This window comes from Frigoribacterium sp. Leaf172, assembly GCF_001424285.1.
In the GTDB taxonomy this organism is placed as follows: Bacteria; Actinomycetota; Actinomycetes; order Actinomycetales; family Microbacteriaceae; genus Frigoribacterium.
The window spans coordinates 1,050,792-1,077,116 of record NZ_LMPB01000001.1 but is presented as its reverse complement, the minus strand read 5'-3'; the positions used below and the strand labels follow the sequence as shown (position 1 = coordinate 1,077,116).

Annotated in this window: 21 protein-coding genes and 2 tRNA genes; 4 read left to right on the top strand and 19 right to left on the bottom strand. The window is 71.3% G+C overall.

Annotation, left to right across the window (positions count from 1 at the left end; genetic code table 11):
* Positions 1–101 precede the first annotated feature (101 nt).
* Positions 102–2,402 (top strand): Ig-like domain-containing protein, encoded by a 2,301-nt coding sequence (locus ASF89_RS05180; RefSeq protein ID WP_055812566.1) that lies wholly within the window; start codon positions 102–104, stop codon positions 2,400–2,402.
* A 427-nt stretch (positions 2,403–2,829) separates the two neighbouring features.
* On the opposite strand, the gene ASF89_RS05175 is transcribed toward ASF89_RS05180, so the two are convergent.
* The 13 genes from ASF89_RS05175 to ASF89_RS05115 form a co-directional block, all read right to left on the bottom strand.
* Positions 2,830–2,906, bottom strand: a tRNA-Leu gene (locus tag ASF89_RS05175).
* A gap of 95 nt (positions 2,907–3,001) precedes the next feature.
* Complete coding sequence (locus ASF89_RS05170; protein ID WP_055812563.1) at positions 3,002–4,456, bottom strand: NAD(P)/FAD-dependent oxidoreductase; 1,455 nt, start codon at positions 4,454–4,456, stop codon at positions 3,002–3,004.
* A gap of 39 nt (positions 4,457–4,495) precedes the next feature.
* Positions 4,496–5,746 carry a S8 family serine peptidase gene (locus tag ASF89_RS05165; RefSeq protein ID WP_055794353.1) on the bottom strand — a complete coding sequence of 417 codons (1,251 nt, stop codon included), beginning with the start codon at positions 5,744–5,746 and terminating at the stop codon, positions 4,496–4,498.
* Positions 5,747–5,750: 4 nt separating this feature from the next.
* Positions 5,751–6,302: a DUF501 domain-containing protein gene (locus ASF89_RS05160; protein ID WP_055812560.1), complete on the bottom strand. Its 552-nt coding sequence runs from the start codon at positions 6,300–6,302 to the stop codon at positions 5,751–5,753.
* On the bottom strand, positions 6,299–6,838 hold the full coding sequence (locus ASF89_RS05155; protein WP_055794348.1) for a septum formation initiator family protein: 540 nt from the start codon (positions 6,836–6,838) through the stop codon (positions 6,299–6,301). Before ASF89_RS05155 ends, ASF89_RS05160 begins: the two co-directional genes overlap by 4 nt.
* 114 nt (positions 6,839–6,952) lie before the next feature.
* Positions 6,953–8,233 carry a phosphopyruvate hydratase gene (gene eno / locus ASF89_RS05150; RefSeq protein WP_055794346.1) on the bottom strand — a complete coding sequence of 427 codons (1,281 nt, stop codon included), beginning with the start codon at positions 8,231–8,233 and terminating at the stop codon, positions 6,953–6,955.
* Between the two features lie 88 nt (positions 8,234–8,321).
* The gene (gene hisS / locus ASF89_RS05145) at positions 8,322–9,566 is read right to left on the bottom strand and encodes a histidine--tRNA ligase (RefSeq protein WP_055812556.1); all 1,245 of its coding nucleotides are present in this window, start codon (positions 9,564–9,566) and stop codon (positions 8,322–8,324) included.
* A 281-nt stretch (positions 9,567–9,847) separates the two neighbouring features.
* Positions 9,848–10,426, bottom strand: a complete 579-nt coding sequence (locus ASF89_RS15845) for a TetR/AcrR family transcriptional regulator (RefSeq protein WP_055812553.1) — start codon at positions 10,424–10,426, stop codon at positions 9,848–9,850.
* 334 nt (positions 10,427–10,760) lie between these two features.
* A complete protein-coding gene (locus ASF89_RS05135; RefSeq protein WP_055812550.1) occupies positions 10,761–11,540 on the bottom strand; it encodes a MazG family protein in 780 nt (259 codons plus the stop codon).
* 31 nt (positions 11,541–11,571) lie between these two features.
* The gene (gene mfd, locus ASF89_RS05130; RefSeq protein ID WP_055812547.1) at positions 11,572–15,186 is read right to left on the bottom strand and encodes a transcription-repair coupling factor; all 3,615 of its coding nucleotides are present in this window, start codon (positions 15,184–15,186) and stop codon (positions 11,572–11,574) included.
* Between the two features lie 43 nt (positions 15,187–15,229).
* A complete protein-coding gene (gene pth, locus ASF89_RS05125; RefSeq protein WP_055812544.1) occupies positions 15,230–15,820 on the bottom strand; it encodes an aminoacyl-tRNA hydrolase in 591 nt (196 codons plus the stop codon).
* 45 nt (positions 15,821–15,865) lie between these two features.
* Complete coding sequence (locus ASF89_RS05120) at positions 15,866–16,501, bottom strand: 50S ribosomal protein L25/general stress protein Ctc (RefSeq protein WP_055794333.1); 636 nt, start codon at positions 16,499–16,501, stop codon at positions 15,866–15,868.
* 242 nt (positions 16,502–16,743) lie between these two features.
* Complete coding sequence (locus ASF89_RS05115; protein WP_235483989.1) at positions 16,744–17,286, bottom strand: gluconokinase; 543 nt, start codon at positions 17,284–17,286, stop codon at positions 16,744–16,746.
* A gap of 134 nt (positions 17,287–17,420) precedes the next feature.
* On the opposite strand from ASF89_RS05115, the gene gndA reads away from it, so the two are divergent.
* Positions 17,421–18,893: an NADP-dependent phosphogluconate dehydrogenase gene (gene gndA / locus ASF89_RS05110; RefSeq protein ID WP_055812541.1), complete on the top strand. Its 1,473-nt coding sequence runs from the start codon at positions 17,421–17,423 to the stop codon at positions 18,891–18,893.
* A 457-nt stretch (positions 18,894–19,350) separates the two neighbouring features.
* Here gndA and ASF89_RS05105 read toward each other — a convergent pair whose 3' ends face one another.
* From ASF89_RS05105 to ASF89_RS05090, 4 genes are all read right to left on the bottom strand, one after another.
* Positions 19,351–19,830: an SRPBCC family protein gene (locus ASF89_RS05105; RefSeq protein WP_055794331.1), complete on the bottom strand. Its 480-nt coding sequence runs from the start codon at positions 19,828–19,830 to the stop codon at positions 19,351–19,353.
* 114 nt (positions 19,831–19,944) lie between these two features.
* Positions 19,945–20,922, bottom strand: a complete 978-nt coding sequence (locus tag ASF89_RS05100) for a ribose-phosphate diphosphokinase (protein WP_055794328.1) — start codon at positions 20,920–20,922, stop codon at positions 19,945–19,947.
* A gap of 42 nt (positions 20,923–20,964) precedes the next feature.
* Positions 20,965–22,398 carry a bifunctional UDP-N-acetylglucosamine diphosphorylase/glucosamine-1-phosphate N-acetyltransferase GlmU gene (gene glmU, locus ASF89_RS05095; protein ID WP_055794326.1) on the bottom strand — a complete coding sequence of 478 codons (1,434 nt, stop codon included), beginning with the start codon at positions 22,396–22,398 and terminating at the stop codon, positions 20,965–20,967.
* A gap of 120 nt (positions 22,399–22,518) precedes the next feature.
* Positions 22,519–23,007, bottom strand: coding sequence for a hypothetical protein (locus tag ASF89_RS05090; protein ID WP_055812538.1), 489 nt, complete (start codon positions 23,005–23,007; stop codon positions 22,519–22,521).
* Between ASF89_RS05090 and ASF89_RS15630 the strand changes: the two genes are divergently transcribed.
* Complete coding sequence (locus ASF89_RS15630; protein ID WP_156463313.1) at positions 22,997–23,467, top strand: hypothetical protein; 471 nt, start codon at positions 22,997–22,999, stop codon at positions 23,465–23,467. The genes ASF89_RS05090 and ASF89_RS15630 overlap by 11 nt on opposite strands.
* Before the next feature lie 140 nt (positions 23,468–23,607).
* On the opposite strand, the gene ASF89_RS05085 is transcribed toward ASF89_RS15630, so the two are convergent.
* Positions 23,608–23,682, bottom strand: a tRNA-Gln gene (locus ASF89_RS05085).
* A gap of 65 nt (positions 23,683–23,747) precedes the next feature.
* Between ASF89_RS05085 and ASF89_RS05080 the strand changes: the two genes are divergently transcribed.
* A complete protein-coding gene (locus tag ASF89_RS05080; protein ID WP_055812535.1) occupies positions 23,748–24,242 on the top strand; it encodes a MarR family winged helix-turn-helix transcriptional regulator in 495 nt (164 codons plus the stop codon).
* 136 nt (positions 24,243–24,378) lie between these two features.
* Here the strand turns inward: ASF89_RS05080 and ASF89_RS05075 are convergent, their stop codons facing one another.
* The gene (locus ASF89_RS05075; RefSeq protein WP_055813141.1) at positions 24,379–26,193 is read right to left on the bottom strand and encodes an ABC-F family ATP-binding cassette domain-containing protein; all 1,815 of its coding nucleotides are present in this window, start codon (positions 26,191–26,193) and stop codon (positions 24,379–24,381) included.
* Positions 26,194–26,325: the final 132 nt, after the last annotated feature.

The following is a 26,325-nucleotide window of genomic DNA, read 5'->3' as shown; positions in this document are numbered from 1 at the left end:
CGGATTGACTTGACGGGTCCGACCGTGCTGAATGGGAGGCAGTGCCCGTTCTCTCGACCCCGTCATCATCGCGTGCCCCGACCGCCGTCGTGCGCCGTGCGATGACCCGTGCCGTCGTCTGCACGATGGCGCTGCTCGTGGCCCTCGGGCTCACGCTCGGTGCGCTCGGCGCCCTGCTCCCCGCGTCGTCGGCGCAGGCGGCCGGCGCCCCCACGGCCGAGCCGAGCGCCGCACCGGACCCGGCGCCCGATCGCGAGAGCGCCCCCACTCCGCCGGCGGGCCCGACCCCCACCCCTACCCAGCCGGGCGTCCCGACCGGGCCCACGTTCGACGCCGTCGGCTCCCGGGGCGTCAACACGTTCGTCGTCGGCGGCAGCGCGAGCCCCGGGTCGTCGCTGCGGGTGCTCGACCCGGAGGTCCCCTCCCGGTCCCTCTGCGAGACGGCGACCGCGTCGGCCGCGGCGGCGACGGTGCGCTGGTCGTGCACGGTGACCGTCTCGAACGGGGCGGGGATCAGCCTGACCGTGCGGGACACGACGCACCCCGCTCTGCCCGACGCGAGCAGCGCCTCCTTCTCGGTGCTCGGCGCCCCGACGGTGCGCGGCGGGCTCCTCCTCGGGGCGAAGGCCTCGGGAACGGGCGAGCCGGGCGCCGTCGTCACCGTGTCGTCGAGCTCGGGCGCTTCCGCCTCCGGCACGGCCGACGCCTCGGGCGAGTGGAGCGCCGTCCTCGACTCCACGTCGTTCCCCTCGGGTCGCTACACCCTGACGGCCACCCAGCGGAGCTCCGCCATCCCCGACGTCGACCGCTCCGGGTCGTCCGCCCCCGTCCAGGCCACCGTCGACCGCACGGGACCGACGGCGCCCGTCATCACGGCACCCGCGTCGGGCGACGTCGTCACCCGTCAGCCGGTCGTCGTGGAGGGCACGGGCGAGGACGGCGCGACCGTCACCGTCTACGTCGACGGCTCTCCGATCTGCCAGGCCACGGTGGCGGACGGGTCGTGGCGCTGCGACTCGGCGGGGTCGTCCCTCCCCTCCGGCGCACGGGAGATCACCGCGGCGCAGGTCGACGCCGCCGGGAACTTCGGGCCCGTCTCGGCGCCCTCGACCATCCGGATCGGGCCCGGCGGGGCGACGTCCGCACCGACCGCCTCACCGAGCGCGCCGACGGCGCCGGGGTCCGCCGTCCCGTCCCCCTCCGCTCCGGAGCCGGGTGCGTCGCCCTCCCCCGGCGCCCCGACGGACGCCCCCACGATCCCCGCCCCCACCGTGCCCGGGAGCGACGGCGGTGCCGGGGCCGCAGGCGGCGCAGCGGGATCCGATGCGACCGGTGGAGGCCCCGGAGGCGCGGGCGAGGTGACCGGGGACGCCGCCGCCCCGCGGACGGGCACCTGGGCCACGGCCACCTCCTTCGGCCGGGACCTCCCTCGTCTGACCCAGACCCTCGGCGGCCCGACCTGGCCGCTCGCCGTCGCCCTCGGTCTGCTCTTCCTCGCGATCGCCGCCGGCCCGGTGCGTCTGGCCGTCGCCGCCGCCGGTGCCCGCCTCCGTCGTCGGCCCCCTCGGCTGACCGGCCGCAACCGGGCGCTCGAGCCGCCGACCTCGTTCAGCGGCGGGAGCATCGACCCCCGCCTGGCCCTGGCGGTCTCCGTCGCCGTCGGTTCGGTCGCGATCGCCTTCTCCGCCGGCGTCGACGACCAGGTGCAGTACGCACGACTGCTGATCGCCATCGTGATCGGCGTGGTGGCGCTGAACGGCCTGGCGATCGTCCTGCCCGCCGTGCTCCTGGCCCGTCGTCTCGGATCGTCGTTCTCGATGCGCCTGTCGCCCGCTCTCGTCGTCGCCGCCCTCGTGGCCGTCGCGCTCACCCGGGTGCTGTCCCTCGATCCGCCGCTCGTCCTCGGGGTCCTCGTGACGGCCACGCTCGCGGCGCGGGCCGCCGACACGGCGCCGGATGACGAGTCCGCACCCTCGGACGCTGCTCGCGGTGTCGTCGCGGTCGCTCAGCTCGGCGCGCTCGTCGTCGTCTCGCTGAGCGCGTGGGCCCTCCTCGGCGTCGTCGGAGACGCAGGAAGCGGGTTCCCGGCGCAGTTGACCCGGGAGGTGCTGGTCACCCTGTGCCTCGCGGGGCTGGGTTCGCTGGTGGTCTCGATGCTCCCCCTGGGATCCTCGCCCGGGCAGGCCCTGTGGTCGTGGTCACCCGTCGGCTACGGCGGGGTCGTGCTGATCGGCGCCACCGCCGCGGCGCTGGTCTTCGTCGGGGGGCCGGGCCCGGCCGGTGCCGGCACGACCGCGATCGGTGCGACGCTCGCGGCCCTGCTGCTCGCCGGGGCATCCGCGCTCTGGGCCCGCCGCGGAGACCGTCCTCGGCACGCTCAGGCGTACCGCCCACGGGGCTGACGCGAAGCGTCATGTGGTGCCCCCGCACGGGGACGACGCGCAGCGTCGTCGGGCCGCATCAGGGTTCGGATCCCCGCGCGGGCGACGCGAAGCGTCATGTGGTGCCCCCGCACGGGGACGACGCGCAGCGTCGTCGGGCCGCATCAGGGTTCGGATCCCTGCGGGGGCCGACGCGAAGCGTCATGTGGTGCCCCCGCACGGGGACGACGCGCAGCGTCGTCGGGCCGCGTCAGGGTTCGGATCCCTGCGGGGGCCGACGCGAAGCGTCATGTGGTGCCCCCGCACGGGGACGACGCGCAGCGTCGTCGGGCCGCGTCAGGGTTCGGATCCCTGCGGGGGCCNGGTGCCCCCGCACGGGGACGACGCGCAGCGTCGTCGGGCCGCGTCAGGGTTCGGATCCCTGCGGGGGCCGACGCGAAGCGTCATGTGGTGCCCCCGCAGGGATTCGAACCCTGACTGAAGCGATTTTAAGTCGCCTGCCTCTGCCGGTTGGGCTACGGGGGCCCGCGTCTCAGCCTACAAAGAGCGTGGACGCGACGACGCCCGCCTCGCGGTGATCCGCGGGCGGGCGTCGTCGTGCGTCGAACGGCCTCGAAGCGCTACTTGGCCGCGGGGGCGACGGTCTCCGTCTCGGCGGCCGCACCCTTCTCGTCGGCCGGGTTGGCGTACACGGGGCCGGGCTCGCCGGCCGGCGTGCCCACCTCGGGCGCGGCTGCGACGGGAGCGGCCTCGCCTGCGGGCTTCGGACGGGAGGCGAACTCCTCGAAGGCGGCGCGCGGACGCTCCCGGTTGTCGAGCGACACGATGTCGCGACCGAGCCAGAGGTTGTTCCACCAGCCGCCCACGACACGGAACTTGCGCTCGAACGACGGCATGGCCAGACCGTGGTACCCGCGGTGAGCGATCCAGGCGGGGAACCCCTTGACGGCGATCTTGCCGCTCTGGAACACGCCGACGTTCAGTCCCAGACCGGCGACGGCCCCGAGGTTCTCGTGTCGGTAGTCCGTGACCGCTTCGCCGCGCAGCGACGCGACGATGTTCTTCGCGAGCTGCTTGCCCATGCGGACGGCGTGCTGGGCGTTCGGGACGCAGAAGCCGCCGACGCCCTTGCCCGTGAGGTCGGGGGTCGCCGCGACGTCACCACAGGCCCAGGCATCGGGGACGACGGTCTCGCCGTCGACGATGCGGAGGTCGGGCTTGACGGTGATGCGTCCGCGCTGCTCGAGCGGGAAGTCGGTGTTGCGGACCATGGGGTTGGCCATGACGCCGGCCGTCCACACGATCAGGTCCGACTCGAACGAGTCGCCCGTGGAGAGCTCGATCTTCCCGCCGACGGCCGACTGGAGCTGGGTGTCGAGGTGGACGATGGCCTGCCGCTCGGCGAGGTTCTTCAGCACCCAGTGGCTCGTCTCGAGCGAGACCTCGGGCATGATGCGGCCCATGGCCTCGATGAGGTGGAAGTGCGTGTCGTCGACGGTCAGACCCGGGTAGTTCTTGAGCAGATCGCTGGCGAAGCTGCGGAGCTCCGCGAACACCTCGATGCCGGCGAAGCCGCCTCCGACCACGACGACGGTCAGGAGGCGGTCGCGCTCCGGACCGGCCGGCAGGTTCGAGGCCTTGGCGAAGTTCGTGAGGAGCTTGTCGCGGATCGCCGCCGCCTCCTCGATGGTCTTGAGGCCGATGGCCTCGTCCGCGACGCCCGGGATCGGGAACGTCCGCGAGACGGCGCCGGCCGTCATGACGACCTGGTCGTACTCCATCGTCCAGGCGTCGCCGACCTCGGGCGTGATGGTGGCGGTCTTCGTCGCGTGGTCGACGTTCGTGACCTTCGCGGTGACCACGTTCGTCTTCTTGAGGTGGCGCCGCAGAGCGACGACCGCGTGACGGGGCTCGATCGAGCCGGCCGCGACCTCGGGCAGGAACGGCTGATAGGTCATGTAGGGCAGCGGGTCGACGATCGTGACCTCGGCCTCACCCTTGCGCAGCCACTTCTCGAGCTTCCAGGCGGTGTAGAAACCGGCGTAGCCGCCGCCGACGATCAGGATTTTGGGCACGGGGAATGATCTCCTTGAGGTGGGTTGTCCGAGACGACCTTACTCCTGGTGGCGTCTTCTCCTGAATTGGCGCACGGCACCCCAGACGACCGCCGCGAGGGCCGAACCGAACAGGCCGTAGACGATCAGGGGGATGCCCGTCGATCGCATCGTCTCGACGGTCGGCACCAGCGCCTGCAGGCGATCGTCGCGGTCGACCCGCGGAGTGGGGACGGGCGCCGGCTCGGCGGAGGTCGAGGGCGTCGTCGCCGGGAGCTCCGCCCGCCGGTGCAGGCGGATCCACTCGGCGAGGTCTCCCATCGGATTGACGTCGACGCTCGGCACCGGGTCTCCGACCGCGGCCGCCGCATCGATGAGCCCGTGCCCGTAGAGCGGATCGGGCGTGACGGCCCCTCGCGGGGTCGCCGTCGAGACGACGCGGTTGATGACGTCGTCCGCATCGAGGTCGGGGTGCGCACCGCGGACGAGTGCGACGACCCCGGCCACGATCGGCGTGGCGCCGCTCGTCCCGCTCCAGCTGTAGTGGACGTCGCCCGGCCCGACCCCGACGAGCTTCTCGCTCGGGGCCGCGACCCCGATGGTGATGCCCTGACTCGAGGCGTCGAAGCTGGCCGTGCCCATCCGGTCGACGCCGGCCACGGTGAGGACCCCGGGCATGGTCGCCGGCGCTCCGACCTCGGTGGTTCCGCTGCCGCGGTTGCCAGCGGCGGCGACCACGACCACGTCGTTCTCCATCGCGTAGAGGAACGCGTCGTCCCAGCTCGTGGGCCAGTCGAGGGTGTTCCGGGTGAGGGACATGTTGATGACGTCCGCCCCGTGATCGACCGACCAGCGGACCGCCTCGGCGATCTGCGTGTCGGAGTCGACCGCGTCGGAGCCGAAGCCGACCGAGACGGAGAGGAGCTCGGCCTCGGGCGCCACGCCGATGACGCCGTCGCCCGGGGCCGTCCCCCGACCGGCGAGGATCGATCCGACCAGCGTGCCGTGGGTCGGGTCGTCGGCCCCCACGGGCGTCTGCCCGTCGGCGGACCCCTCGCCCGAGACGTCGGTGCCGCCCACCACCGCGCCGTCGAGCTCGGCCACCGACGAGTCGACGCCGGTGTCGATGACCGCCACGGTCACGCCGGCGCCGCGACTCGTCTGCCAGGCCTGCTCGATGCCGTAGTCCGCGAGCCAGTACTGGTCGTCGCGGATGGCGTCCGCTCGGGCGCCGGCGGCCGGGACGAGCACGACGCCCAGGACCAGCACGACGCCGACGGTCGCCGCACCCACGCCGCGGAGGGTGCGCACGTTCTCAGGCTCCCCCGCCGGAGGCGCGCTCGGCCTGGTCGCCCTCGGCCAGGTAGTCGGGGCATCGGCACACGTCGGGACTCCAGCCGGCACGCTCGAGCGCGAGGTCCCCGAAGGGGTTGACGCCGGGACCCGCTGCGAGCGTGTGCCCCACCAGGGCGTGGAGGCACTTGATGCGCTCGGGCATGCCGCCGGCGGTCACGTGCGCGATCTCGTCGACGTGCTCGATGCTCTCGCGGTCGGCGAGATACGCCTGATGGGCCGACCGGTACCGATCGGCCAGCTCGGGGTCCGTCGCCAGGGTCTCGGTGAACTCCGCCATGACGCCGTTCGCCTCGAGGGTCGACACGGCCGCCGTGGCGCCGGGGTGGCAGAGGTAGTAGAGCGTGGGGAACGGCGTGCCGTCGCCGAGTCGAGGCCTGGTCGCGACGACCGTCGGGTTGCCGCAGACGCAGCGAGCGGCGATGCCGATGACGTCGCGCGCCGGACGGCCGAGCTGCGCCGTCACGATGCGGACGTCGAGGTCGCTCACGGGATCGAACGGAGGAGTGCTCACGGGGTGCCGCCTGTCGGGGTGGTGGTCGGGAGTTCGCTGCCGTCGATGTCGGGCGCGATCAGCTCGGTCGCGGGGGCGTCGCTCAGCCCGGCGTCGACGACGGACGAGGTCATGGCGGCGATCCAGTCCACCTGGGGCGTCTGCAGCTCGTCGCTGATGGGAGCCTGCGTCCGCTCGGCGTCGGTGGTGGCGTCGCCCATCACGAGGTAGCTGTACTCGCCCGGGTAGACGTACAGCAGCCGGTCGCGGGCCTGCGCCTCGATGTACGCGGGGTCGCTCCATCGCGCGACGTCGCCCTGCAGATCGGTCACATCGTCCTGCTGACGTTCGACCTCGTCCTGGATCGCGGCGATCTGCTGCTGCTGCTGGACGAGCGTCCGCAGCGACGGCGCGAGCACCACGACGAACAGCACGAGGATCACGAGCATCAGCAGACTGAATCCGGAGAAGCGGATCGACCGGAGCCAGCCGCCGGCCGGGGAGTCCGTCTCGGGCAGGGCTACGGGCAGACGCCTGCTCTTCGACTCTCGGGGCATGCCTCCGAGGGTAGACGACGCCCCCGGCTCGTCGGTCACGGAACGCCGAGAGGCCCGCCCCGCTGATGCGGGACGGGCCTCTCGGACGACACGGCGACGAGGTCGCCGGAGTCGCTAGCCGCGGAAGCGCGGGAACGCCGAACGGCCGGCGTAGACCGCCGCGTCGCCGAGCTCCTCCTCGATGCGGAGCAGCTGGTTGTACTTCGCGACGCGCTCGGAGCGGGCCGGGGCGCCGGTCTTGATCTGACCGGCGTCGGTCGCGACCGCGAGGTCGGCGATCGTGGTGTCCTCGGTCTCACCCGACCGGTGCGACAGGACCGTGGTGTAGCCGCTGCGCTGAGCGAGGGCCACCGCGTCGAGGGATTCCGTCAGGGTGCCGATCTGGTTCACCTTGACGAGGATCGAGTTGGCGGCGCCGGCCTCGATGCCCTTGGCGAGTCGCTCGGGATTCGTGACGAAGAGGTCGTCGCCGACGATCTGGGTCTTCGAGCCGATCTCGCTCGTCAGGTGCGCCCAGCCCTCCCAGTCGTCCTCGTCGAGAGGGTCCTCGATGGTGACGAGCGGGTACGAGGCGACGAGGTCGGCGTAGTAGCCGGCGAGGAACGCCGAGTCGCGCTTCTCGCCCTCGAAGGTGTACGAGCCGTCCGTGAAGAACTCGCTCGAGGCGACGTCGAGGCCGAGGGCGATGTCCGTGCCGGGCGTGAAGCCGGCCTTGGTGATGGCCTCGACGAGCAGGTCGAGCGCGGCGCGGTTGCTGTCGAGGTTCGGCGCGAAGCCGCCCTCGTCGCCGAGGCCGGTCGACAGGCCCTTGCTCTTGAGCTCGCTCTTCAGCGCGTGGTACGTCTCGGCACCCCAGCGGAGGGCCTCGGCGAACGACGACGCGCCCACGGGGAGGATCATGAACTCCTGGATGTCGACGTTGCTGTCGGCGTGGGAGCCGCCGTTGATGACGTTGAGCATCGGGACGGGCAGCGTGTGAGCGTTCGGTCCGCCGAGGTAGCGGAACAGGGGCAGATCGGCCGAGTCGGCGGCCGCGCGGGCGACGGCGAGCGAAACGCCGAGGATGGCGTTGGCGCCCAGGCGCTTCTTGTTCTCGGTGCCGTCGAGCTCGATCATGGCGGCGTCGATGATGCGCTGATCGGTGGCGTCGAGGCCCTCGACCGCCGGTCCGATCTCGTCGATGACGGCGGAGACCGCCTTCAGCACGCCCTTGCCGAGGTAGCGGCTCGAGTCGCCGTCACGCAGTTCGTAGGCCTCGAAGGCCCCGGTCGATGCGCCCGAGGGGACGGCGGCCCGAGAGACCGTCCCGTCGTCGAGCAAGACCTCGACCTCGACCGTCGGGTTGCCCCGCGAGTCGAGGATTTCGCGGGCGCCTACGGCGTCGATTGCTGCCACGGAGAACTCCTTAGTAGTCGTTGTGTTCGCAGGACCGAGGTCCACGGCAATCCTAGCGACGCCCCGTGGCGTGACGGTCGGCCGGTGGTCAGCCCAGGGTCCGGACGTCGAGGTCGCCGACGCCCTCTCCGCCTCGGACCGACGCGAAGCGCGTGTAACCGGCCGCCGAGAGGGTGTCGAGCTGCCTCGTGAGGTTCTTGACGCGGCGCTCCAGACGGACCCGCGCCTCCCCCTGTTCGAGCAGTCCGGCCCTCAGCGCCACGAGCTCGGCCGCGGGCACGGACGCGTCGTGCACCAGCACGAGCCCCTCACCACCGGCGTCGGCGTCGTCGACCAGGTCGACGATGCGCTCGAAGCCCAGCGAGAAGCCCGCTGCGGGGACGTCGACCCCGAGGAACCGGCCGATCATGCCGTCGTAGCGACCGCCGCCGCCGAGCGAGTACCCGAAGTCCGGGTGCGCGACCTCGAAGATCGTGCCCGTGTAATAGCCCATTCCGCGAACGAGGGTCGGATCGAAGACGAGCCGCGCATCCGGCAGCGCGTCACGGAGAGCGACCAGATCGGCGGCCGCTTCGACATCGAGCCAGGCAGGAGGCGCGGTGCCGGTGATCGTCGACCACTCGGCCGTCGAGAGCTCGCCCAGGGCGTCGTCGAGACCATCGCGCTCGAGGCCGATCTCGACGAGCCGGTCGACGACCCCGGTCACGCCCAGCTTGTCGAGCTTGTCGAGCTCGATCAGCGCCTGATCCGTGAGCTCCGCCGGCGTGCCCCAGTGGGCGAGCACCCCGAGGAGGATGCGCCGGTCATTGATGCGGATCGACGTGCCGTGGAGACCCAGCGACGACAGGACGGCCGTGGTGGCGGAGATCAGCTCGACCTCCGCCAGGGGGCCGGCCTCGCCGAGGATGTCGATGTCGCACTGGACGAACTGGCGGTAGCGGCCCTTCTGCGGCCGCTCGGCGCGCCAGACGGGGGCCACCTGGACGGATCGGAAGACGCCCGGCAGTTCGGAGCGGTGGGATGCGTAGAACCGGGCCAGGGGCACGGTGAGATCGAAGCGGAGGCCGAGGTCGGCCAGCGCGAGCGCCGAGTCGGCGGCCCGGAGCGCCTCGACGTCGAGACCCCGCTTCAGGACGGCGAAGACCTGCTTCTCGTTGTCGCCGCCGAGACCCGAGTAGAGGTAGTCGGTGGACTCGACGACGGGCGTCTCGATCTCGTCGAAGCCGTACGAGCGGTAGACGTCGCGGATGGTGGCGAGCACCCGCTCGCGACGGCGCTTCTCGGCGGGGAGGAAGTCCCGCATCCCGCGGGGAGGGCTCACGTGTGACGGCATGACACCATCCTCCCAGAGGGGCGCGGGGTCGTGGCGGCGCGCGAGGTGGACTTGCGGATCATGTGAGATTCCACGTACGATATGACCACCAGACGGGGTGAATCGGGTTGCATGCCGTCGGGTCACGGTGCCCTACCTTCCCTGCGGTGAGGGCGCTTGAACGGGCCGGATGCCGAGTGCATCCGGCCCGTTCTCCGTCTCGCGCCGGACCGATGGTCGACGACCGAGGCCCGAGGTCCTACGACCGACGACCGACGTCCGACCTCCGACGACCTGGCGACCTACGCGCCGACCGATTCGACGACGGCATCCAGGCGGCGCGTGAAGACGGCGCCGGGCTCGTCGGCGTGGCCCCCGATGACGGCGTCGTACAGCAACCCCTCGAGCTCCGCGACGAAGGCGCGTGCTCGGACGACGGCGTCGTCGGACGAGACCCCCTGGGCGACGAGCCACGCCGCGACGGTCTCGCGCCACCGGTCCCCCGCGCGCCGTGCGACGCCGGGCTCGTCGCCGGCCACGACCTCGAGCAGCGCCGCCTCCATCTCGAGACGCTGGAGGTCGAGGCCCCGCTCGCTCGAGGCCTCGTCCCAGTACTGCTCGAGGTGACGCCGGAAGCCGGCGGCGTCGAGTCCGGAGGGATCCGCCGGGACCAGATGATCATGACGACCGACGACGGCGCGCACGATCTCGGCGATGAGCTCGGCGCGGTTCCCGAAGTGATAGACGAAGACGTAGGTGCTCACGCCGAGGGCCTCGGCGAGGGTCCGGAACGAGACGGTCGCGATGCTCCGCGACCGGAGGTGGTCGATGATCTGGCCCAGCAGTTCGGGCTTGCGTGTCGGATCGGGCTTACGAGGCATAGATGCCACTCCTTCGTGCGGACGGGTCGGGACGCCCTGCGCGGCCACGACCGTCGTCTCGCGACCATAACAGACGTCTGCCGACGCCGCTCGGGAGGCCACGCGGCGTCCGTGGATGCACCGGCAGGGTGCGATCCGAGCGATCACTTCGTGTTTCGTCGGATGACCCTTGACATTTTAGGTGCTGTAGCTCTACATTTGCCTGAGCGCGGCAAGGCCCGCCGGGCCTGATCCCTCGGTGGAGTGCCGGTCGCGCGAACGTGACCACACCGACTAGGCCGACTCCTTCTTGCGATCGGAGTCGGCTCGGGGGCGGTCACGAGGGGCGCCCCGCCTATTCGGGTTGGCGGGGCGCCCCGCTCTCGGGCGACCGTCCTGCGAGTTGATCCGCGCCTCCTGCGTGCCCCTCCCGCGCGGAGCCGCGTCCGAGCGACTCGACCTCGCGTAGAGCCGACTCGCGCTCCCGGACCGCTCGCCGAAGAGCCCGCTCGGCGTCCACCCCCCGCGCCGTCGCGGTATCGACCAACCGGGCCAGCTCCCGTCCGATCAGCAGCTCGTCGTCGACCGGGGACGCAGCATCCGCACCGGCACCGGTGCGCTCCCCCGTCGCGGCGTGCTCCACGGACGCCAACCCCGCCGCCCGCCGTCGCCCGTCTATCTTCTGCGCCCGTGCCAGAGCGGGCAGTCCCCGGGGGACGCCGTCGAAGGCGCTCGTCCGCTGCGACTTCTCGCGAGCCTTCGCGGCCGACCAGAGCCGGATGATGTCGTCGACGCCGTGCGCCTCGTCGGCGGCGAAGACATGAGGATGGCGACGCACCGTCTTGACCATCACATCGCGGACGACGTCGTCGAGGTCGAACGTCCCGGCCCTCTCGGCCAGAGCCGCGTGGAGGACCACCTGGTAGAGGACGTCGCCGAGCTCCTCGCGTCGGTCGGCGGAGGTCCCCTCCTCGATCGCCTCGACCAGCTCGGCGGTCTCCTCGACGAGGTAGGTCACGAGGCTCTCGTGCGTCTGCGCCCGGTTCCATTCGCACCCGCCCTCGTCGGCCAGGAGGGCGGCGACCACGCCGACCAGCTCGTCGATCGGGGCGCGGGGCTCGTCGCGATCGCTCACCCGCGCCTCCTCGTGTCGCATCGTCGGCGGATCAGCCCGCGGCAGCCGCGGAGTCCGCGGCCGGGCGCGGAGCCTCGGCGCCGAAGATCGCCGACATCAGCTGCTCGACCCACCGGATCAGCTCGCCGTCGGGCAGCGCCTCCCCGTGCGGGCGGGGCAGCGGCACGCTGACCGACTTCGTCTGGGCGAACCAGCGGGCACCCGGGTACATGCGCTGCAGACGGACCTGCATGCTGTCGGCCAGATCGAGACCGGCCACCCGGAGGTTGCTGCCCATGACGACGACCTCGCTGAGACCGGCCTTCTGCGCCGCCCGGCGGAGGCGCGACACCTCGATGAGGGCGAGCACGGACGCCGGAGGCGCGCCGTACCGGTCGGTGAGCTCGTCGAGCACCGAATCGATCTGCTCGTCGGTCGAGGTCGGCGAGCTCGCGGTCGACAACTTCTGATACGCCTCGAGTCGCAGTCGCTCGCTCTCGACGTACTCGTCGGGGATGTGCGCGTCGACGGGGAGCTCGAGACGCAGCTCGGTCTGCCCCTCGGCCACGTCGCCGCGGAACGCCCCGACGGCCTCGCCGATCATCCGCAGATACAGGTCGAAGCCGACTCCGGCGATGTGACCGGACTGCTCGCCGCCCAGCAGGTTGCCGGCACCGCGGATCTCGAGGTCCTTCAGCGCCACCTGCATGCCGGCGCCCAGCTCGTTGTTCGCGGCGATGGTCTCGAGCCGATCCTGAGCGGTCTCGCTCAGAGGACGCTCGGCGTCGTAGAGGAAGTACGCGTAGCCGCGTTCGCGACCACGACCCACCCGGCCGCGCAGCTGATGCAGCTGGCTGAGGCCGTACTTGTCGGCGCGATCGATGATCAGCGTGTTCGCGTTGGCGATGTCGAGACCGGTCTCGATGATCGTGGTCGAGACGAGCACGTCGAACTTGCGCTCCCAGAAGTCGACCATGACCTGCTCGAGCGACGACTCGGCCATCTGTCCGTGCGCGACCGCCACCCGCGCCTCCGGGACCAGCTCGGCGATCTGCGCCGCGACGCGGTTGATGCTCGAGACGCGGTTGTGCACGAAGAACACCTGCCCCTCGCGGAGCAGCTCGCGCCGGATCGCCGCCGCCTTCTGCCGGTCGCTCTCGGGCCCGACGAAGGTGAGGATCGGGTGGCGGTCCTCGGGCGGCGTGGTCAGGGTCGACATCTCGCGGATGCCCGTGACGGCCATCTCGAGGGAGCGCGGGATGGGCGTGGCCGACATCGCGAGGATGTCCACGTTGGTCTTGAGCTTCTTCAGGGCGTCCTTGTGCTCGACGCCGAACCGCTGCTCCTCGTCGATGATGACGAGGCCGACGTCCTTGTACGCGATGCCCTCGCTGAGGAGGCGGTGGGTGCCGATGACCATGTCGACGGTGCCGTCGCCGAGCCCCTTGATCGTCTCGCGGCTCTCCTTCGCGCTCTGGAACCTGCTGAGGCTCCGCAGGTGCACGGGGAACCCGGCGAACCGATCGGAGAAGGTGTCGAAGTGCTGCTTCACGAGCAGCGTCGTCGGGACGAGCATGACGACCTGCTTGCCGTCCTGGATCGCCTTGAAGGCCGCTCGGACGGCGACCTCGGTCTTGCCGTAGCCGACATCGCCCGAGAGGAGGCGATCCATCGGGATGGGGCGCTCCATGTCGGCCTTGATCTCGTCGATGGTCGTCAGCTGGTCCGCCGTCTCGGCGAAGGGGAAGGCCTCCTCCAGCTCGCGCTGCCACGGGGTGTCGGGCGGGAACGCATGACCCTTGCTCGCCATGCGCGCCGAGTAGAGCTTCACGAGCTCGACGGCGATGTCCCGCACCGCGCGACGCGCCTTGCTCTTCGCCGACGCCCAGTCGCTGCCGCCCATCTTGCTGAGCGACGGGGCCTCGCCGCCGACGTAGCGGCTGAGCAGGTCGAGCTGGTCGGTCGGGACGTAGAGCTTGTCACCCGGGTACCCGCGCTTCGAGGGCGCGTACTCGAGCACGAGGTACTCGCGGCTGTTCTTCACGGCGTTCTTGCCGCCCGTGCTCACCTCGCGGCTGGTGAGCTCGAGGAACTTGCCGATGCCGTGCGTCTGGTGCACCACGACATCGCCCGGCTTCAGCTGCAGGGGATCGACCACGTTCTTTCGACGACTGGCGAGCTTCGTGACCTGACGGGAGTCGTAGTTCGCGGAACGACCGTAGAAGTCGCTCTCGCCGAGCACCGCGAGCTTCGCCTCGGGGATCTCGAAGCCCGCCTCGACCCCGCCCGCCACGAGATGCGCCACCCCGGGCTCGAGGGTGTCGGGCAGCGACTCGTGCAGCCGGGCGGCGACGCCGCGTTCGGCCAGCACGTCGCGTGCCCTCTCGACGAGGCCGACCCCGCGGGAGGTCACGACGACGCTCCACCCGTCGCCGAGCCGCGACACGACGTGATCGAGAGCGCCCTCGGCATGACCACTGAAGCTCGGGACCGCGTCGGCCGCCAGACGGACGTAGTCGCCGGCCGACGCGATCGCCTCGTCGTCCGTGAGCACCTCGCCGCTGTCGAACGTGCTCATGCTGAACCAGGCGCGATCGCCCGCCGAGTCGCGGAGGTCGCGGAGGGAGATGAAGTCGCCCGCGTCGAGGTCGATCGGGGCCTCGGCGCCGGCCGTCGCGGCGCTCCAGGCGGCGGAGAGGAACTCGCGGTTCGTCTCCGCCAGGCTGCGGGCCCGCGAGACGACCCGCTCGGGCGACAGGACGGCGATCGAGGCGTCGGCGGGGAGGTAATGGGTGAGGGGCACCAGACCGTGCACGAGCGCGGGGGCCAGCGACTCCATGCCCTCGACGGGGATGCCCTCGCCGATCTTGGCGAGCATCTGCGCCAGGCTCGGGAACTCGTGCTGCATCTCGCGGGCACGCTGCCGCACCTGCTCGGTGAGCAGCATCTCTCGACTCGGCGGGAGGTCCACCGTCGTCACATCGCCGTCCAGGCTGCGCTGATCGGCCACCGAGAAGCGCCGCACCTGATCGACCTCGTCGCCGAAGAAGTCGACCCGCAGCGGGTGCTCCGCCGTCGGCGGGAAGACGTCGAGGATGCCGCCCCGCACCGCGAACTCGCCGCGGCGGGTCACCATGTCGACCCGGGCGTAAGCCAGATCGACGAGCCGGACCGCGATGGCCGAGAGGTCGTGACCCCGATCGCCGACCGTGAGCACCACCGGATCGATCGACGCGAGATTGTCGGCCAGCGGCTGCAGGGCCGCCCGGACGCCGGCCACGACGACGATCGGCCTGGTCGCCTGGGGCTCGGCCGCGGCCTGCGCCTGCCACGCGGCCAGACGGCGCAGCGCGTGGATCCGCTTCCCGACGGTCTCGGCGCTCGGGCTGAGACGCTCGTGGGGCAGGGTCTCCCACGCGGGGAACTCGATGATCTCGGCCTCGGGCAGGAAGCTCGACAGCGATCCCCGCACAGCCTCGGACTCGCGCCCCGTGGCCGTCACGACGAGGAGCGCCTGCGGCCCCTCCCGGCGGGACAGGAGCCCGGCGAGGAGCGGCACGCGCAGACCGTCGACGACGGAGAAGTCGGTGCTTCGGCCATGCCGGTCGAGGGCAGCCGAGAAGGTGGAGGCGCGCGAAAGCGCCGGAATCAAGCCCGCGAGTATCACCCGACAGATGGTACTCGTGCACGCTCCGAGCGGAGCGCCGCCCTCAGTCTCTGGCGGTGTGGAATCTGAGCTGCGCGGCGGTCAGCCCCTCGGACGCGATCATCTCGACCGCGTCGGCCGCATCGGCGAGGAGGATGGGCAGAATCTGCCGCTCGGCCGCCGCGAAGTCCTTCAGGACGAAGTCGGCGGCGGGCTGGCGCCCCGGAGGTCGCCCGATGCCGACCCTCACCCGGGTGAACTCGTTCGAGCCCGTCGCCGCGATGATGTCCCGCAGGCCGTTGTGGCCGCCGTGACCGCCGCCGTGCTTGAGCTTGATCGTGTCGAAGTCGATGTCGAGCTCGTCGTGGACCACGATCAGCCTCGACACGTCGAGGTCGTAGAACCGCAGGAGCGCCTGCACCGGCCCGCCCGACAGGTTCATGAACGTGTTCGGCTTCGCGAGAACGAATCGCGCCGCACCGGGCGCGAGGCGCCCCTCGGCCACGGTCGAGTCGGTGCGGTGCCTCGTGAAGCGGGCGGACAGACGGTGGGCCATCTCGGCCAGCACCATCTGCCCGACGTTGTGCCTGTTGCCGGCGTAGCCGGGCCCGGGGTTGCCGAGCCCGACCACGATCCACTGATCGTCGGATGCCATCGTTCGTCGGTCGTCTCTTCAGTGGGTCTGCGCCGGCAGGGGGTGTTACTCGGAGCGCTCTTCGTCTTCGATCGAGTCGACGTCGCCCTCGGCCGGAGCGGCCTCGCCGTCCTCGTCGGACACGGCGTCGGTCGTCAGGTCGAGCTGGGGAACCGAGATGGCGAGCACGAGGGTCTCGGGCTCGCTGACGAGGTTCGCGCCCTTCGGGAGGACGAGGTCGGCGGCGGTGATCTGCGCACCCTCCTCGAGGCCCTCGATCGACACGACGACGCTCTGCGGGATGTGGGTCGCCTCGACCTCGAGCTCGACGGCGTTGAGCTCGAGCACGTGGATGGTGCCGGGGTACGACTCGCCCTCGACGTGCACGGGCACCTCGACGCTGACCTTCTCGCCCTTGCGGACGACGATGAGGTCGATGTGCTCGATGGTCTGCTTGACCGGGTCGCGCTGGATGTCCTTCACCAGCGCGAGCTGGTCGGTGCCCTCGATGTCGAGCGTGATGACGGCGTTCGCACGACGCGTGATCAGCATGGTCTCGTGACCGGGGAGGGTCACGTGCTGGGGGTCGGTGCCGTGACCGTAGATGACCGCGGGGATCATGTCGTTGGCGCGGATCTTGCGGGCGGCGCCCTTGCCGAAGCTCGTGCGGACGAGCGCGGACAGCTTGTTGTCGTCGGACATGTGTGTCTCCTTCTGTGGCCGCCGCGAGGGCGGACCGGATGTGTGGTCGGTTTCAACTCGAACGCGTATCGCGTGAGGAAAGACCCCGCAGCCGTGAGGTGACGGATTCTGTCGAACCCGCCCGTACGAGACTGAGCGCCTGCCTACCGCGTCGATAACGGATGCCTTCGCATCCCTCGCCGAAGTTCAGCTTCCGAGGTTACACGGGCCCCGGGCGTGTCGCCAACCCGCGCCTCCTCGGCTCAGGCGTCTGCTCGGGCGCCGTGCTCGCTCTCGAGACGCACGACGACATCGGCCACGATCCGGTCGGGCGTCGCGTCGACGTCGATGCCGAACCCGGCCTCGTCGTCGGCGAGGGGCTCGAGGGTGGCGATCTGCGACCGCATCAGACCCGAGGGCATGAAGTGCCCCTTGCGCGCCTTCTGCCGCCGCTCGACGAGCTCGTGCACACCCGTCAGATGGACGAAGAGGAGGCGCGGGTCGCCCTGACGGAGCACGTCGCGATAGCGCCTCGTCAACGCGGAGCACGCCACGACGACCGACTCGTCGCCGGCGTCGCGGATGCGGTCGGCGACGATCGTCAGCCACGGTGCCCGGTCGTCGTCGTCGAGCGGCCGCCCTTCGGCCATCTTGCGACGGTTCGCCTCGGGGTGGAGGTCGTCGGCATCGACGAACGGCGCCCCCGTGACCGAGGCCAGCAATTCGCCCACGGTCGACTTGCCCGAGCCGGACACCCCCATCACGACGACGGGCGGGAACGGACGCGGGCTCAGGATGTCGGTCACGGGTGGCCTTCGGGCTCGGGGCGGTGGTCGCGACCAGCCTAGGCGCGGCCGCGTCACGGGGCCCTGACCGTACCCGTCGGGCACCCGGGCCGGAGGAATAGTCTGCGGACACCCACCCCCGAGAAGGAGTCGACATGACCGAACAGGGAACAGCAGAGACGTCCACCGCACAGGCGAACATCGGAGTCGTCGGACTCGCCGTCATGGGCTCGAACCTGGCGCGGAACCTCGCCAGCCGTGAGGGCAACACCGTCGCCGTCTACAACCGCTCGCCGGAGCGCACCGACACCCTCATGACCGAGCACGGCGACGCCGGATTCATCGCCTCGAAGACGATCGAGGACTTCGCCGCCTCGCTGCAGAAGCCCCGCACCGCCATCATCATGGTGCAGGCCGGGCGCGGCACCGACGCCGTCATCGACCAGCTCGCCGATCTCTTCGACGAAGGCGACATCATCGTCGACGGCGGCAACGCGAACTTCCAGGACACCCGCCGGCGGGAGGCAGCCCTGCGCGACCGCGGCCTCAACTTCGTCGGTGCCGGCATCTCGGGCGGTGAGGAAGGCGCCCTCAAGGGGCCCTCGATCATGCCCGGCGGCTCGAAGGAGGCGTACGAGACGCTCGGCCCCATCCTGTCGTCCATCGCCGCGGTCGCCGAGGGCGAGCCGTGCGTCACGCACGTCGGATCCGACGGCGCGGGGCACTTCGTCAAGATGATCCACAACGGCATCGAGTACGCCGACATGCAGCTCATCGCGGAGTCGTACGACCTGCTGCGGCGCGTCGGCGGCCACGAACCCGCCGCCATCGCCGCCGTCTTCGACGAATGGAACAAGGGCGAGCTCGAGTCGTACCTCATCGAGATCACCGCCGACGTGCTCCGTCAGGTCGACGCCAAGACGGGCGGCCCGCTCGTCGACTCGATCGTCGACGAGGCCGGCTCGAAGGGCACCGGCGTCTGGACCGTGCAGAACTCGGTCGGACTCGGCGTCCCGGTCGGCGGAATCGCCGAGGCCGTCTTCGCCCGCGCCGTCTCGTCGAAGCCCGACCAGCGCGCCGCCGTGCAGGCGACACTGCAGGGCCGGCCCGAGGTGCAGGAGGCCGGTGACGGGTTCGAGGACGATGTGCAGAAAGCGCTGTACGCATCGAAGATCGTCGCCTACGCCCAGGGCTTCGACGCCATCATCGCCGGCGCCCTCGAGTACGACTGGGACATCGACAAGGGGGCCATCGCCAAGATCTGGCGCGGCGGCTGCATCATCCGCGCGCAGTTCCTCAACCGCATCGTCGACGCCTACGAGAAGGACGCCACCATCGCGACCCTCCTCGAGGACGACTACTTCGCCGCGGCCGTCCGCGACGGTGAAGCGGCCTGGCGCCGCATCGTCGCCAAGGCCGCCCTCTCGGGCATCCCCGTGCCCGGGTTCGCCTCAGCGCTCAGCTACTACGACTCGCTCGCGTCCACGCGCCTCCCGGCTTCGCTGATCCAGGGGCAACGCGACTTCTTCGGCGCCCACACGTACGAGCGCGTCGGCGAGGACGGCGTGTTCCACACGCTCTGGTCGGGTGACCGGTCGGAGATCGAGACGGAGCCGTCGACCCACTGAGGGCGGGCGCGGGGCTGCGCCGCGCCTCCTGAGCTGCACCCAGGCGGGCGGGTCCCGCCGTCCTGACCCTGCGACCGCGGGGCGGACGGCGGGCCCGCCCGTCCGCACGCGTGGCCTGCGCTCGCCTCGGGCGTCGCGCGGCGCGCGTCGGCGACTCAGGCAGACCGGCGGCCGCGCGGGACAACGCCACGCGCAGGCGCCACATCACCTGAGTCGCCGACCGACGCCTGCCCCGCGTCGGCGACTCAGGCAGACCGGCGGCCGCGCGGGACAACGCCACGCGCACGCGCCACATCACCTGAGTCGCCGACCGACGCCTGCCCCGCGTCGGCAACTCAGGCTCGGGGGCGGTGTGGCGGGACAGGGCCACGGTCGGGTGCCGCATCGCCTGAGTTGCCGACGGGGGGGGGCTGCGCGCGTGGCCTGCAGCGTCGCTGCGCCGATGCCGGGCGGGGGGTCAGGGGGTGGCAGCGGCGAGGACGAGAGGGTCCTCGCAGCCGCGGGCGAAGCCCTGGATGCGGTGGTCGATGTCGCGTTGCAGCACGACGGCTCCGATGCGCTCGGCGAGAGGGGCGAGCCAGCGCGGCCGGCAGGTGAAGTTGTAGCGCCAGATCGCCAGGGTGCTCTGCGGGTCGCCGTCGACCGCACTGAACCGCCAGCCGCCGCCCATGCGCTCGAAGAACCAGGAGCCCTTGGTCATCTTCATGCCGACGTTCGTGGGCGGCGCGTACGAGACGTACTCGCTCTCCATCCGGAATCCGAACCGCTGCACCGTGAGGGTGCGGACGCCTCGGGCGGGCACGGTCGCTCCCCCGACGAGGTGCTGGTGGCGGATGAACGGGTCCCAGCGCTTGCGCGCCTCACCCTGCGTCTGCGACACCGCGAAGGCGACCTCCGGGCTCACCGGGACGACCACACGGGATTCGACGACGGGCATGGGCACATCGTGGCACGACGCGGGATCGACCGGGGGGGGGGGGAGATGCCGAGAGGGGGCGCCCCTCCGCCGGTTCGGGCGGTCGGGTGCCCCCTCAAGGCGGGTGCTCGAGGCCTAGGCCGCGCCGTCGAACATGCTCGTCACGGAGCCGTTGTCGAAGACCTCGTGGATCGCGCGCGCGATCAAGGGCGCGATCGGGAGGATCTCGAGCTTGTCGAACTTCTGGTGCTCGGTGAGCGGCAGGGTGTCGGTCACCACGACGGAGTCGATGAACTCGCTGTTGAGGATCTCGGGGGCCGGGTCGCTGAAGACGGCGTGGGTGGCGGCGACGACGACCCCGATGGCCCCTGCTGCCTTGAGGGCCTCGGCGGCCTTCACGATGGTGCGGCCCGTGTCGATGAGGTCGTCGACCAGGAGGCAGACACGACCGGCGACCTCGCCGACGATCTCGTGCACGGTGACCTGATTGGGCACGAGGGGGTCGCGGCGCTTGTGGATGATCGCCAGAGGGGCGTCGAGCTTCTCGCTCCAGATGTCGGCGACGCGGACGCGACCCATGTCGGGTGAGACGACGGTCAGCGTCGCGTTGTCGAGCTTGGCGCGGAAGTGCTCGAGCAGCACCGGCATGGCGAACAGGTGGTCGACGGGGCCGTCGAAGAAGCCCTGGATCTGCGGGGCGTGCAGGTCGACGCTCATGATGCGGTGGGCGCCGGCCGCCTTGAACAGGTCGGCGACCAGACGCGCCGAGATCGGCTCGCGGCCGCGGCCCTTCTTGTCTTGCCGGGCGTAGGGGTAGAAGGGCGCGACGACGGTGATGCGCTTGGCGGATGCGCGCTTGAGCGCGTCGACCATGATCAGCTGCTCCATCAACCACTCGTTGATGGGGGCCGAGTGCGACTGGATGACGAACGCGTCGGCGCCGCGCACGCTCTCGTCGAAGCGCGCGTACAGCTCGCCGTTGGCGAAGGTGCGAGCGTCGGTGGGGATGAGCTCCGACCCCAGCTCGGAGGCGATCTGATCGGCGAGCTCGGGGTGCGCACGCCCCGAGACCAGAACGAGTCGGTTCTCGCCGGTGATCTTGATTCCGGACACGTCACTCGCTCTCCGGCCCCGAGGGGCCAACCCGACCGGGGTTCAGTCGGTCGTTCGTTCGGCGCGAGCGGCGGCCTCGGCAGCCGCGGAGCCGGGGCGGTTCGCCTCGACCCATCCGCTCGCATTGCGCTGTGGAGCGATGCTCAGCGCCAGGGCACCTGCCGGCACGTCTTTGCGGACGACCGTTCCCGCACCTGAGTACGCTCCGTCGCCAATCCTAACGGGGGCGACGAAGACGTTGTGCGACCCGGTGCGCACGTTCGACCCGACCTGCGTCCGGTGCTTGTTCACCCCGTCGTAGTTGGCGGTGATCGTGCCCGCCCCGATGTTCGAGTCGCGGCCGACCTCGGTGTCTCCGATGTAGCTGAGGTGCGGCACCTTCGACCCCTCGCCGATCTCGACGTTCTTGGTCTCGACGAAGGTGCCGATCTTGCCCCCCGTGCCGAGAACGCTGCCGGGTCGCAGGTAGGCGAACGGACCGACGGAGGCGCGGGCCCCGATGACCGCGAGGGTCGCGTCGGTGCGCTTCACGACCGCGCCCTCGCCGACCTCGGTGTCGACCAGCGTGGTGTCCGGTCCGACCACGGCGCCCGCGGCGATGTACGTCGCTCCGCGCAGCTGGGTGCCGGGCAGCAGCTCGACGTCGGGGCTGAGCGAGACGTCGCGGTCGATCCAGGTGGTCTGCGGGTCGATGATCGAGACGCCCTCGCGCTGCCAGTGCTCGACGATGCGGTCGTTCAGCCGGCGAGCAGCGGCCGCGAGCTGCACGCGGTCGTTGATGCCCTCGAGCCGCCACGTCTCGTCGACGGCGCGAGCGGCGACGATCTCGCCGGCACCCGTCAGCAGGCCGACCATGTCGGTCACGTACTTCTCGTTCTGGGCGTTGGCCGAGCCGATCCGCGGCAGGTGGGTTCGCAGGGCCGACACGGTGAAGACGTAGGTGCCCGAGTTGATCTCGCGGACCTCGCGCTCATCCGCCGTCGCGTCTTTGTGCTCGACGATGCGGTCGACGTCGCCGGACGCCCGGCGGACCACGCGCCCGTAGCCGGTGGCGTCGGGCAGCACTGCCGACAGGAGCGTGGCCGACGCGGCGGCCTCGCGGTGCTGGTCGAGCAGCGCCGACAGGGTCTCGTGGTCGAGGAACGGCACGTCGGCGCTGACGACCACCACGTCGCCCTCGAACTCGGCCGGCAGCGCCTCGACGGCCTGCTCGACGGCCCGCCCGGTGCCGGGGATCTCGTCTTGATCGACGATGACGGCGGCCGGCGAGGTGTCGAGCACGCTCGCGACGACGAGGTCGCGCTCGTGCCGCACGACCGCGACGAGGTGCTCGGGGTCGAGGGCGCCGGCCGACTCGAGCACGTGCTGGATGAGCGGCATGCCGGCCAGGCGGTGCAGCACCTTGGGTGTCGACGACTTCATGCGCGTGCCCTGTCCTGCTGCGAGGACGACGACGGCGAGGCTGCGTTCAGACATGGTGCTCCTTGGTGAGGTGGTGCGCGATCTCCGGCGATCCTCCCACGGGCGGCGAAGGAGGCGCGAAAGGGCCGACGGGTTCCGGTGCGATCCAGCGGACGGCCGGCCCCTGTGGAGGATTCAGCGGGAGCGCACCAGCGCGAACGCGCTCGAGACGGTCAGCGCGTCTTCGGCGAGCGCCACGACGGCATCGGGAAGACCGGTCCCGTCGACGGCGGTCTTGCGAGCCCGATAGAAGAGCCAGCTGCCCGCCAACGCGCCGAGGGCGCCCGCGACGGCGCCTGACACGCGGAGCCCTCCACGACCCGTGTCCGAGATGGCCAGCCCGACCACGGCGCCGGCGAGCGCGCGGCCGAACAGCGGCCCGGCCGCGATGCGGCTCGGGGTCGTGGGGAGCTTGTCGCCGACCAGCTCGCCGGCCCCGGCCGCGACGAGCGCCGCACGGCCCAGGGGCGCACGGAACAGGGGCCAGCTCTGCCAGGCGCCCCGCGCCTCCTCGGCTCCCTGGTTCAGAGCGAGAACGGCGAGCGGGGTCGCCGAGCGGGAGCCGCTGAGGAGGCCGAGCAGGGCGGCACGGGCGAGGGGCGGGAGGGTGCTGGTGGTCGACATCGCGGGGTCCTCGTCGTCGGTGGCGGTGCCGGCACGACCGGCGGGTGAGACCGCAGGCTATCGACGAGCGCCCGACGATGCCCGATGCGCGTGTCTACTCGCCGTGGTTCTTGAGCTCGACCGGGTCGCCGTCCGCGCACGGGGACAGGGCGTCGACGCTCTAGCCGCGTTCGTCGGCGAGGAAGTCGATGGACGTCGTCGGACCCCCGGAACCCCGGACGCCGAGGATGGGCTCGTCGCCGCCGCTCTGATAGCGCTCGGTCGTGATGCCCTGGTCGTTCCAGAGCTTCTCGACGAACACCTGACCCGCCTGGAGTCGTCGGCGCTGTCGATCGCGTCGGGAAGCCCGGCAGACCCGATGCTCGTGAAGGTGTCGTCCCGCACTTCGTGCAGATCTGTCTGCCTGACGTGGATCCACGTGTCGACGGCATGCGAGCATCTCCTGGGGCGAGATCTATGAGACCGAGGCAGACGCGCGCGCCCATGAGCTGAGCGCTCGCCCGCGCCCTCAGATGCGTGATCGAGTCACTCGGCGATCGCCAGCAGCTGCGCGAGCCCGGCTACGAGGCCGAAGGAGGAAGAAGGCCGTCGGCGTGCCCCTGGCTCCGCCACCAGGATTCGAACCTGGACCTAACAGCTCCAAAGGCTGTCGTGCTGCCGTTACACCATGGCGGACCGCGCTCATGCGCCTTTCCAGTGTGCCAGACGGCGGTGGCGGCACCGGTCGCCATAATGGTCGGATGCCCGAGCAGGACGAGGTCGACAGGATCGTCGAGGCGTGGCGCCACGAGCGGCCCGACCTCGACTTCGCGCCGCTCCATGTGCTCTCGCGCGTCGCGCGGCTCGCCAAGCACCTCGACCGCGCCCGCCGTGAGGCGTTCCAGGCGAGCGACCTCGAGTCATGGGAGTTCGACGTGCTCTCGGCGCTCCGCCGTGCGGGCACCCCGTACCAGCTGAGTCCGAAGACCCTCCTGCAGCAGACTCTCGTCTCGAGCGGTGCGATGACGAACCGCATCGACCGGCTCGTCGACCGCGGTCTCGTCGAACGCCGCACCGACCCGGACGACGGCCGCGGCATCCTCGTCACGATGACGACCGCGGGCCGCCGGACGGTCGACGCCGCCATCGAACGCCTGCTCGCGGCCGAGGACGCCCTGCTGAGCGACATCGACGTCGCCGACCGCAGCCGCCTGGCGGAGTTGCTGCGCACCCTCAGCCTGACCCTGGGCGGCTGAGCGCACCACGACGCACGCCGCACGACCGAGCGGAGCCGAGGAGGCGCGGTGCGGCACGACCAGCCCTCACGACCTGCCGAACGGAGCCGAGGAAACGCGGTGCGGCTGCGGCGGGTCGCCCAGGCCCCTGGAGCGGCTAGGCCAGCAGCTCGCTCAGCTCGAGCCAGCGCACCTCGAGCTCGGCGGTCTTGTGGTCGAGCGCCGTGAGCTTCGCCTGCAGCGCGGCCAGGCCGTCGAAGTCGGACTGGTCGAAGGTCGAGAACTGCGCCAGCAGCGAATCGCGCTCGGTCGCGGCCTTCGCCATCTTGCGGTCGATCGACCCGAGCTCCTTCTCGGCGTTGCGCTTCTCGGCGCCGGAGAGACCCGAGGCGGCAGCGGAGGCCGCGACGGATGCCGACGCCCCCTGGACGGCCGTCGGTCGGTCGGTCGCGCCTCCTTGGCTGTCCGTCGCCTGCTTGCGCAGCTGCAGGTACTGGTCGACGCCGCCCGGCAGGTGCCGGAAGCGGCCGTCGAGCACCGCGTACTGCTGGTCGGTGACCCGCTCGAGCAGGTACCGGTCGTGCGAGACGACGAGCAGGGTGCCCGGCCAGCCGTCGAGGAGGTCCTCCATGGCGGCGAGCATGTCGGTGTCGAGGTCGTTGGTGGGCTCGTCGAGGATGAGCACGTTCGGCTCGTTGAGGAGGATCAGCAGGAACTGCAGGCGACGCTTCTGACCACCCGACAGGTCTTTGATCGGGGTCTGCAGCTGGGCGCTCGTGAACCCGAGGCGCTCGAGCAGCTGACCCGGCGTCATCTCCTTGCCGGCGGTGACGTACGAGGTGCGCTGGCGGCCGATCACGTCGTTGACGCGCTCGTGGGCGACCTCGTGGAGGTCGGCGAGCTGCTGGTCGAGGATCGCGAACTTGACCGTCTTGCCCTGCTTCACCCGACCCTCGGTCGGTGCGATGACCCCGGTGACGACCTTGAGCAGCGTCGACTTGCCGGCGCCGTTCACGCCGAGCACGCCGGTGCGCTCGCCGGGTGCGATGCGCCATTCGACGCCCTCGAGCACCCGCTTGTCGCCGAACGAGACGCCGACCTCGACGAGGTCGACCACGTCTTTGCCGAGTCGGGCGGTCGCCATCTGCGACAGCTGCACGGCGTCGCGGACGGGCGGCTCGTCGGCGATCAGCTCGTTGGCGGCGTCGATGCGGAACTTGGGCTTGGTCGACCGGGCGGGGGCGCCGCGACGCAGCCAGGCGAGCTCTTTGCGCATCAGGTTCTGACGCTTCGACTCGGAGGCCGACGCCATGCGGTCGCGCTCGACGCGCTGCAGCACGTACGCGGCGTAGCCGCCCTCGAAGGGCTCGACGATGCCGTCGTGGACCTCCCACGTGTCGGTCGAGACCTCGTCGAGGAACCACCGGTCGTGCGTCACGACGACGAGCGCGCCCGAGTTGGCCGACCAGCGGCGCTTGAGGTGCTGGGCCAGCCAGGCCACGCCCTCGACGTCGAGGTGGTTGGTGGGCTCGTCGAGGAACAGGACGTCCCAGTCGCCGACCAGCAGGGTCGCGAGGGCCACGCGGCGGCGCTGACCGCCGGAGAGGTCCTCGACCGCGGCCTCCCAGGGGATGTCGGTGGCGAGCCCGGAGATGACGTCGCGGATGCGCGCGTCGCCGGCCCATTCGTGCTCGTCGCGGTCGCCCACGATGAGGCTGCCGACGGTGGCGCCCGTGGGCAGCACGTCGCGCTGGTCGAGCATGCCGATGGTCAGACCGCGACGCGTCGTCACGCGACCGTCGTCGGGCTGGAGTCGACCCGCCAGCACCGACATGAGGGTCGACTTGCCGTCGCCGTTGCGGCCGACGACCCCGATGCGGGAGCCCTCGTCGATGCCGAGGGTCACCCCGTCGAGGACGACCTTGGTCGGGAATTCGAGACGGAGGTTTTCTGCGCCGAGTAGATGTGCCACCCGAGAAGCGTAGTCGGCCCCGCCTGACGCCTCGACGAGCACGTCGGACGGGAGCTCGGGCGAGCGCGTCAGACGGACGCGCACGGCGAGCGCGTCAGCCGAGCGCGTCAGCCGAGCGCGTCGCCGTGACGA

Bases quoted from the DNA above. Each gene is read 5' to 3' on its own strand.
- ASF89_RS05090 (WP_055812538.1), bottom strand. From the start codon at position 23,007: ATGTCGACCACCAGCACCCTCCCGCCCCTCGCCCGTGCCGCCCTGCTC.
- glmU (WP_055794326.1), bottom strand. From the start codon at position 22,398: ATGTCTGAACGCAGCCTCGCCGTCGTCGTCCTCGCAGCAGGACAGGGC.
- ASF89_RS05080 (WP_055812535.1), top strand. From the start codon at position 23,748: ATGCCCGAGCAGGACGAGGTCGACAGGATCGTCGAGGCGTGGCGCCAC.
- ASF89_RS05105 (WP_055794331.1), bottom strand. From the start codon at position 19,830: ATGCCCGTCGTCGAATCCCGTGTGGTCGTCCCGGTGAGCCCGGAGGTC.
- ASF89_RS15845 (WP_055812553.1), bottom strand. From the start codon at position 10,426: ATGCCTCGTAAGCCCGATCCGACACGCAAGCCCGAACTGCTGGGCCAG.
- ASF89_RS05120 (WP_055794333.1), bottom strand. From the start codon at position 16,501: ATGTCCGACGACAACAAGCTGTCCGCGCTCGTCCGCACGAGCTTCGGC.
- hisS (WP_055812556.1), bottom strand. From the start codon at position 9,566: ATGCCGTCACACGTGAGCCCTCCCCGCGGGATGCGGGACTTCCTCCCC.
- gndA (WP_055812541.1), top strand. From the start codon at position 17,421: ATGACCGAACAGGGAACAGCAGAGACGTCCACCGCACAGGCGAACATC.
- pth (WP_055812544.1), bottom strand. From the start codon at position 15,820: ATGGCATCCGACGATCAGTGGATCGTGGTCGGGCTCGGCAACCCCGGG.
- ASF89_RS05155 (WP_055794348.1), bottom strand. From the start codon at position 6,838: ATGCCCCGAGAGTCGAAGAGCAGGCGTCTGCCCGTAGCCCTGCCCGAG.
- ASF89_RS05180 (WP_055812566.1), top strand. From the start codon at position 102: ATGACCCGTGCCGTCGTCTGCACGATGGCGCTGCTCGTGGCCCTCGGG.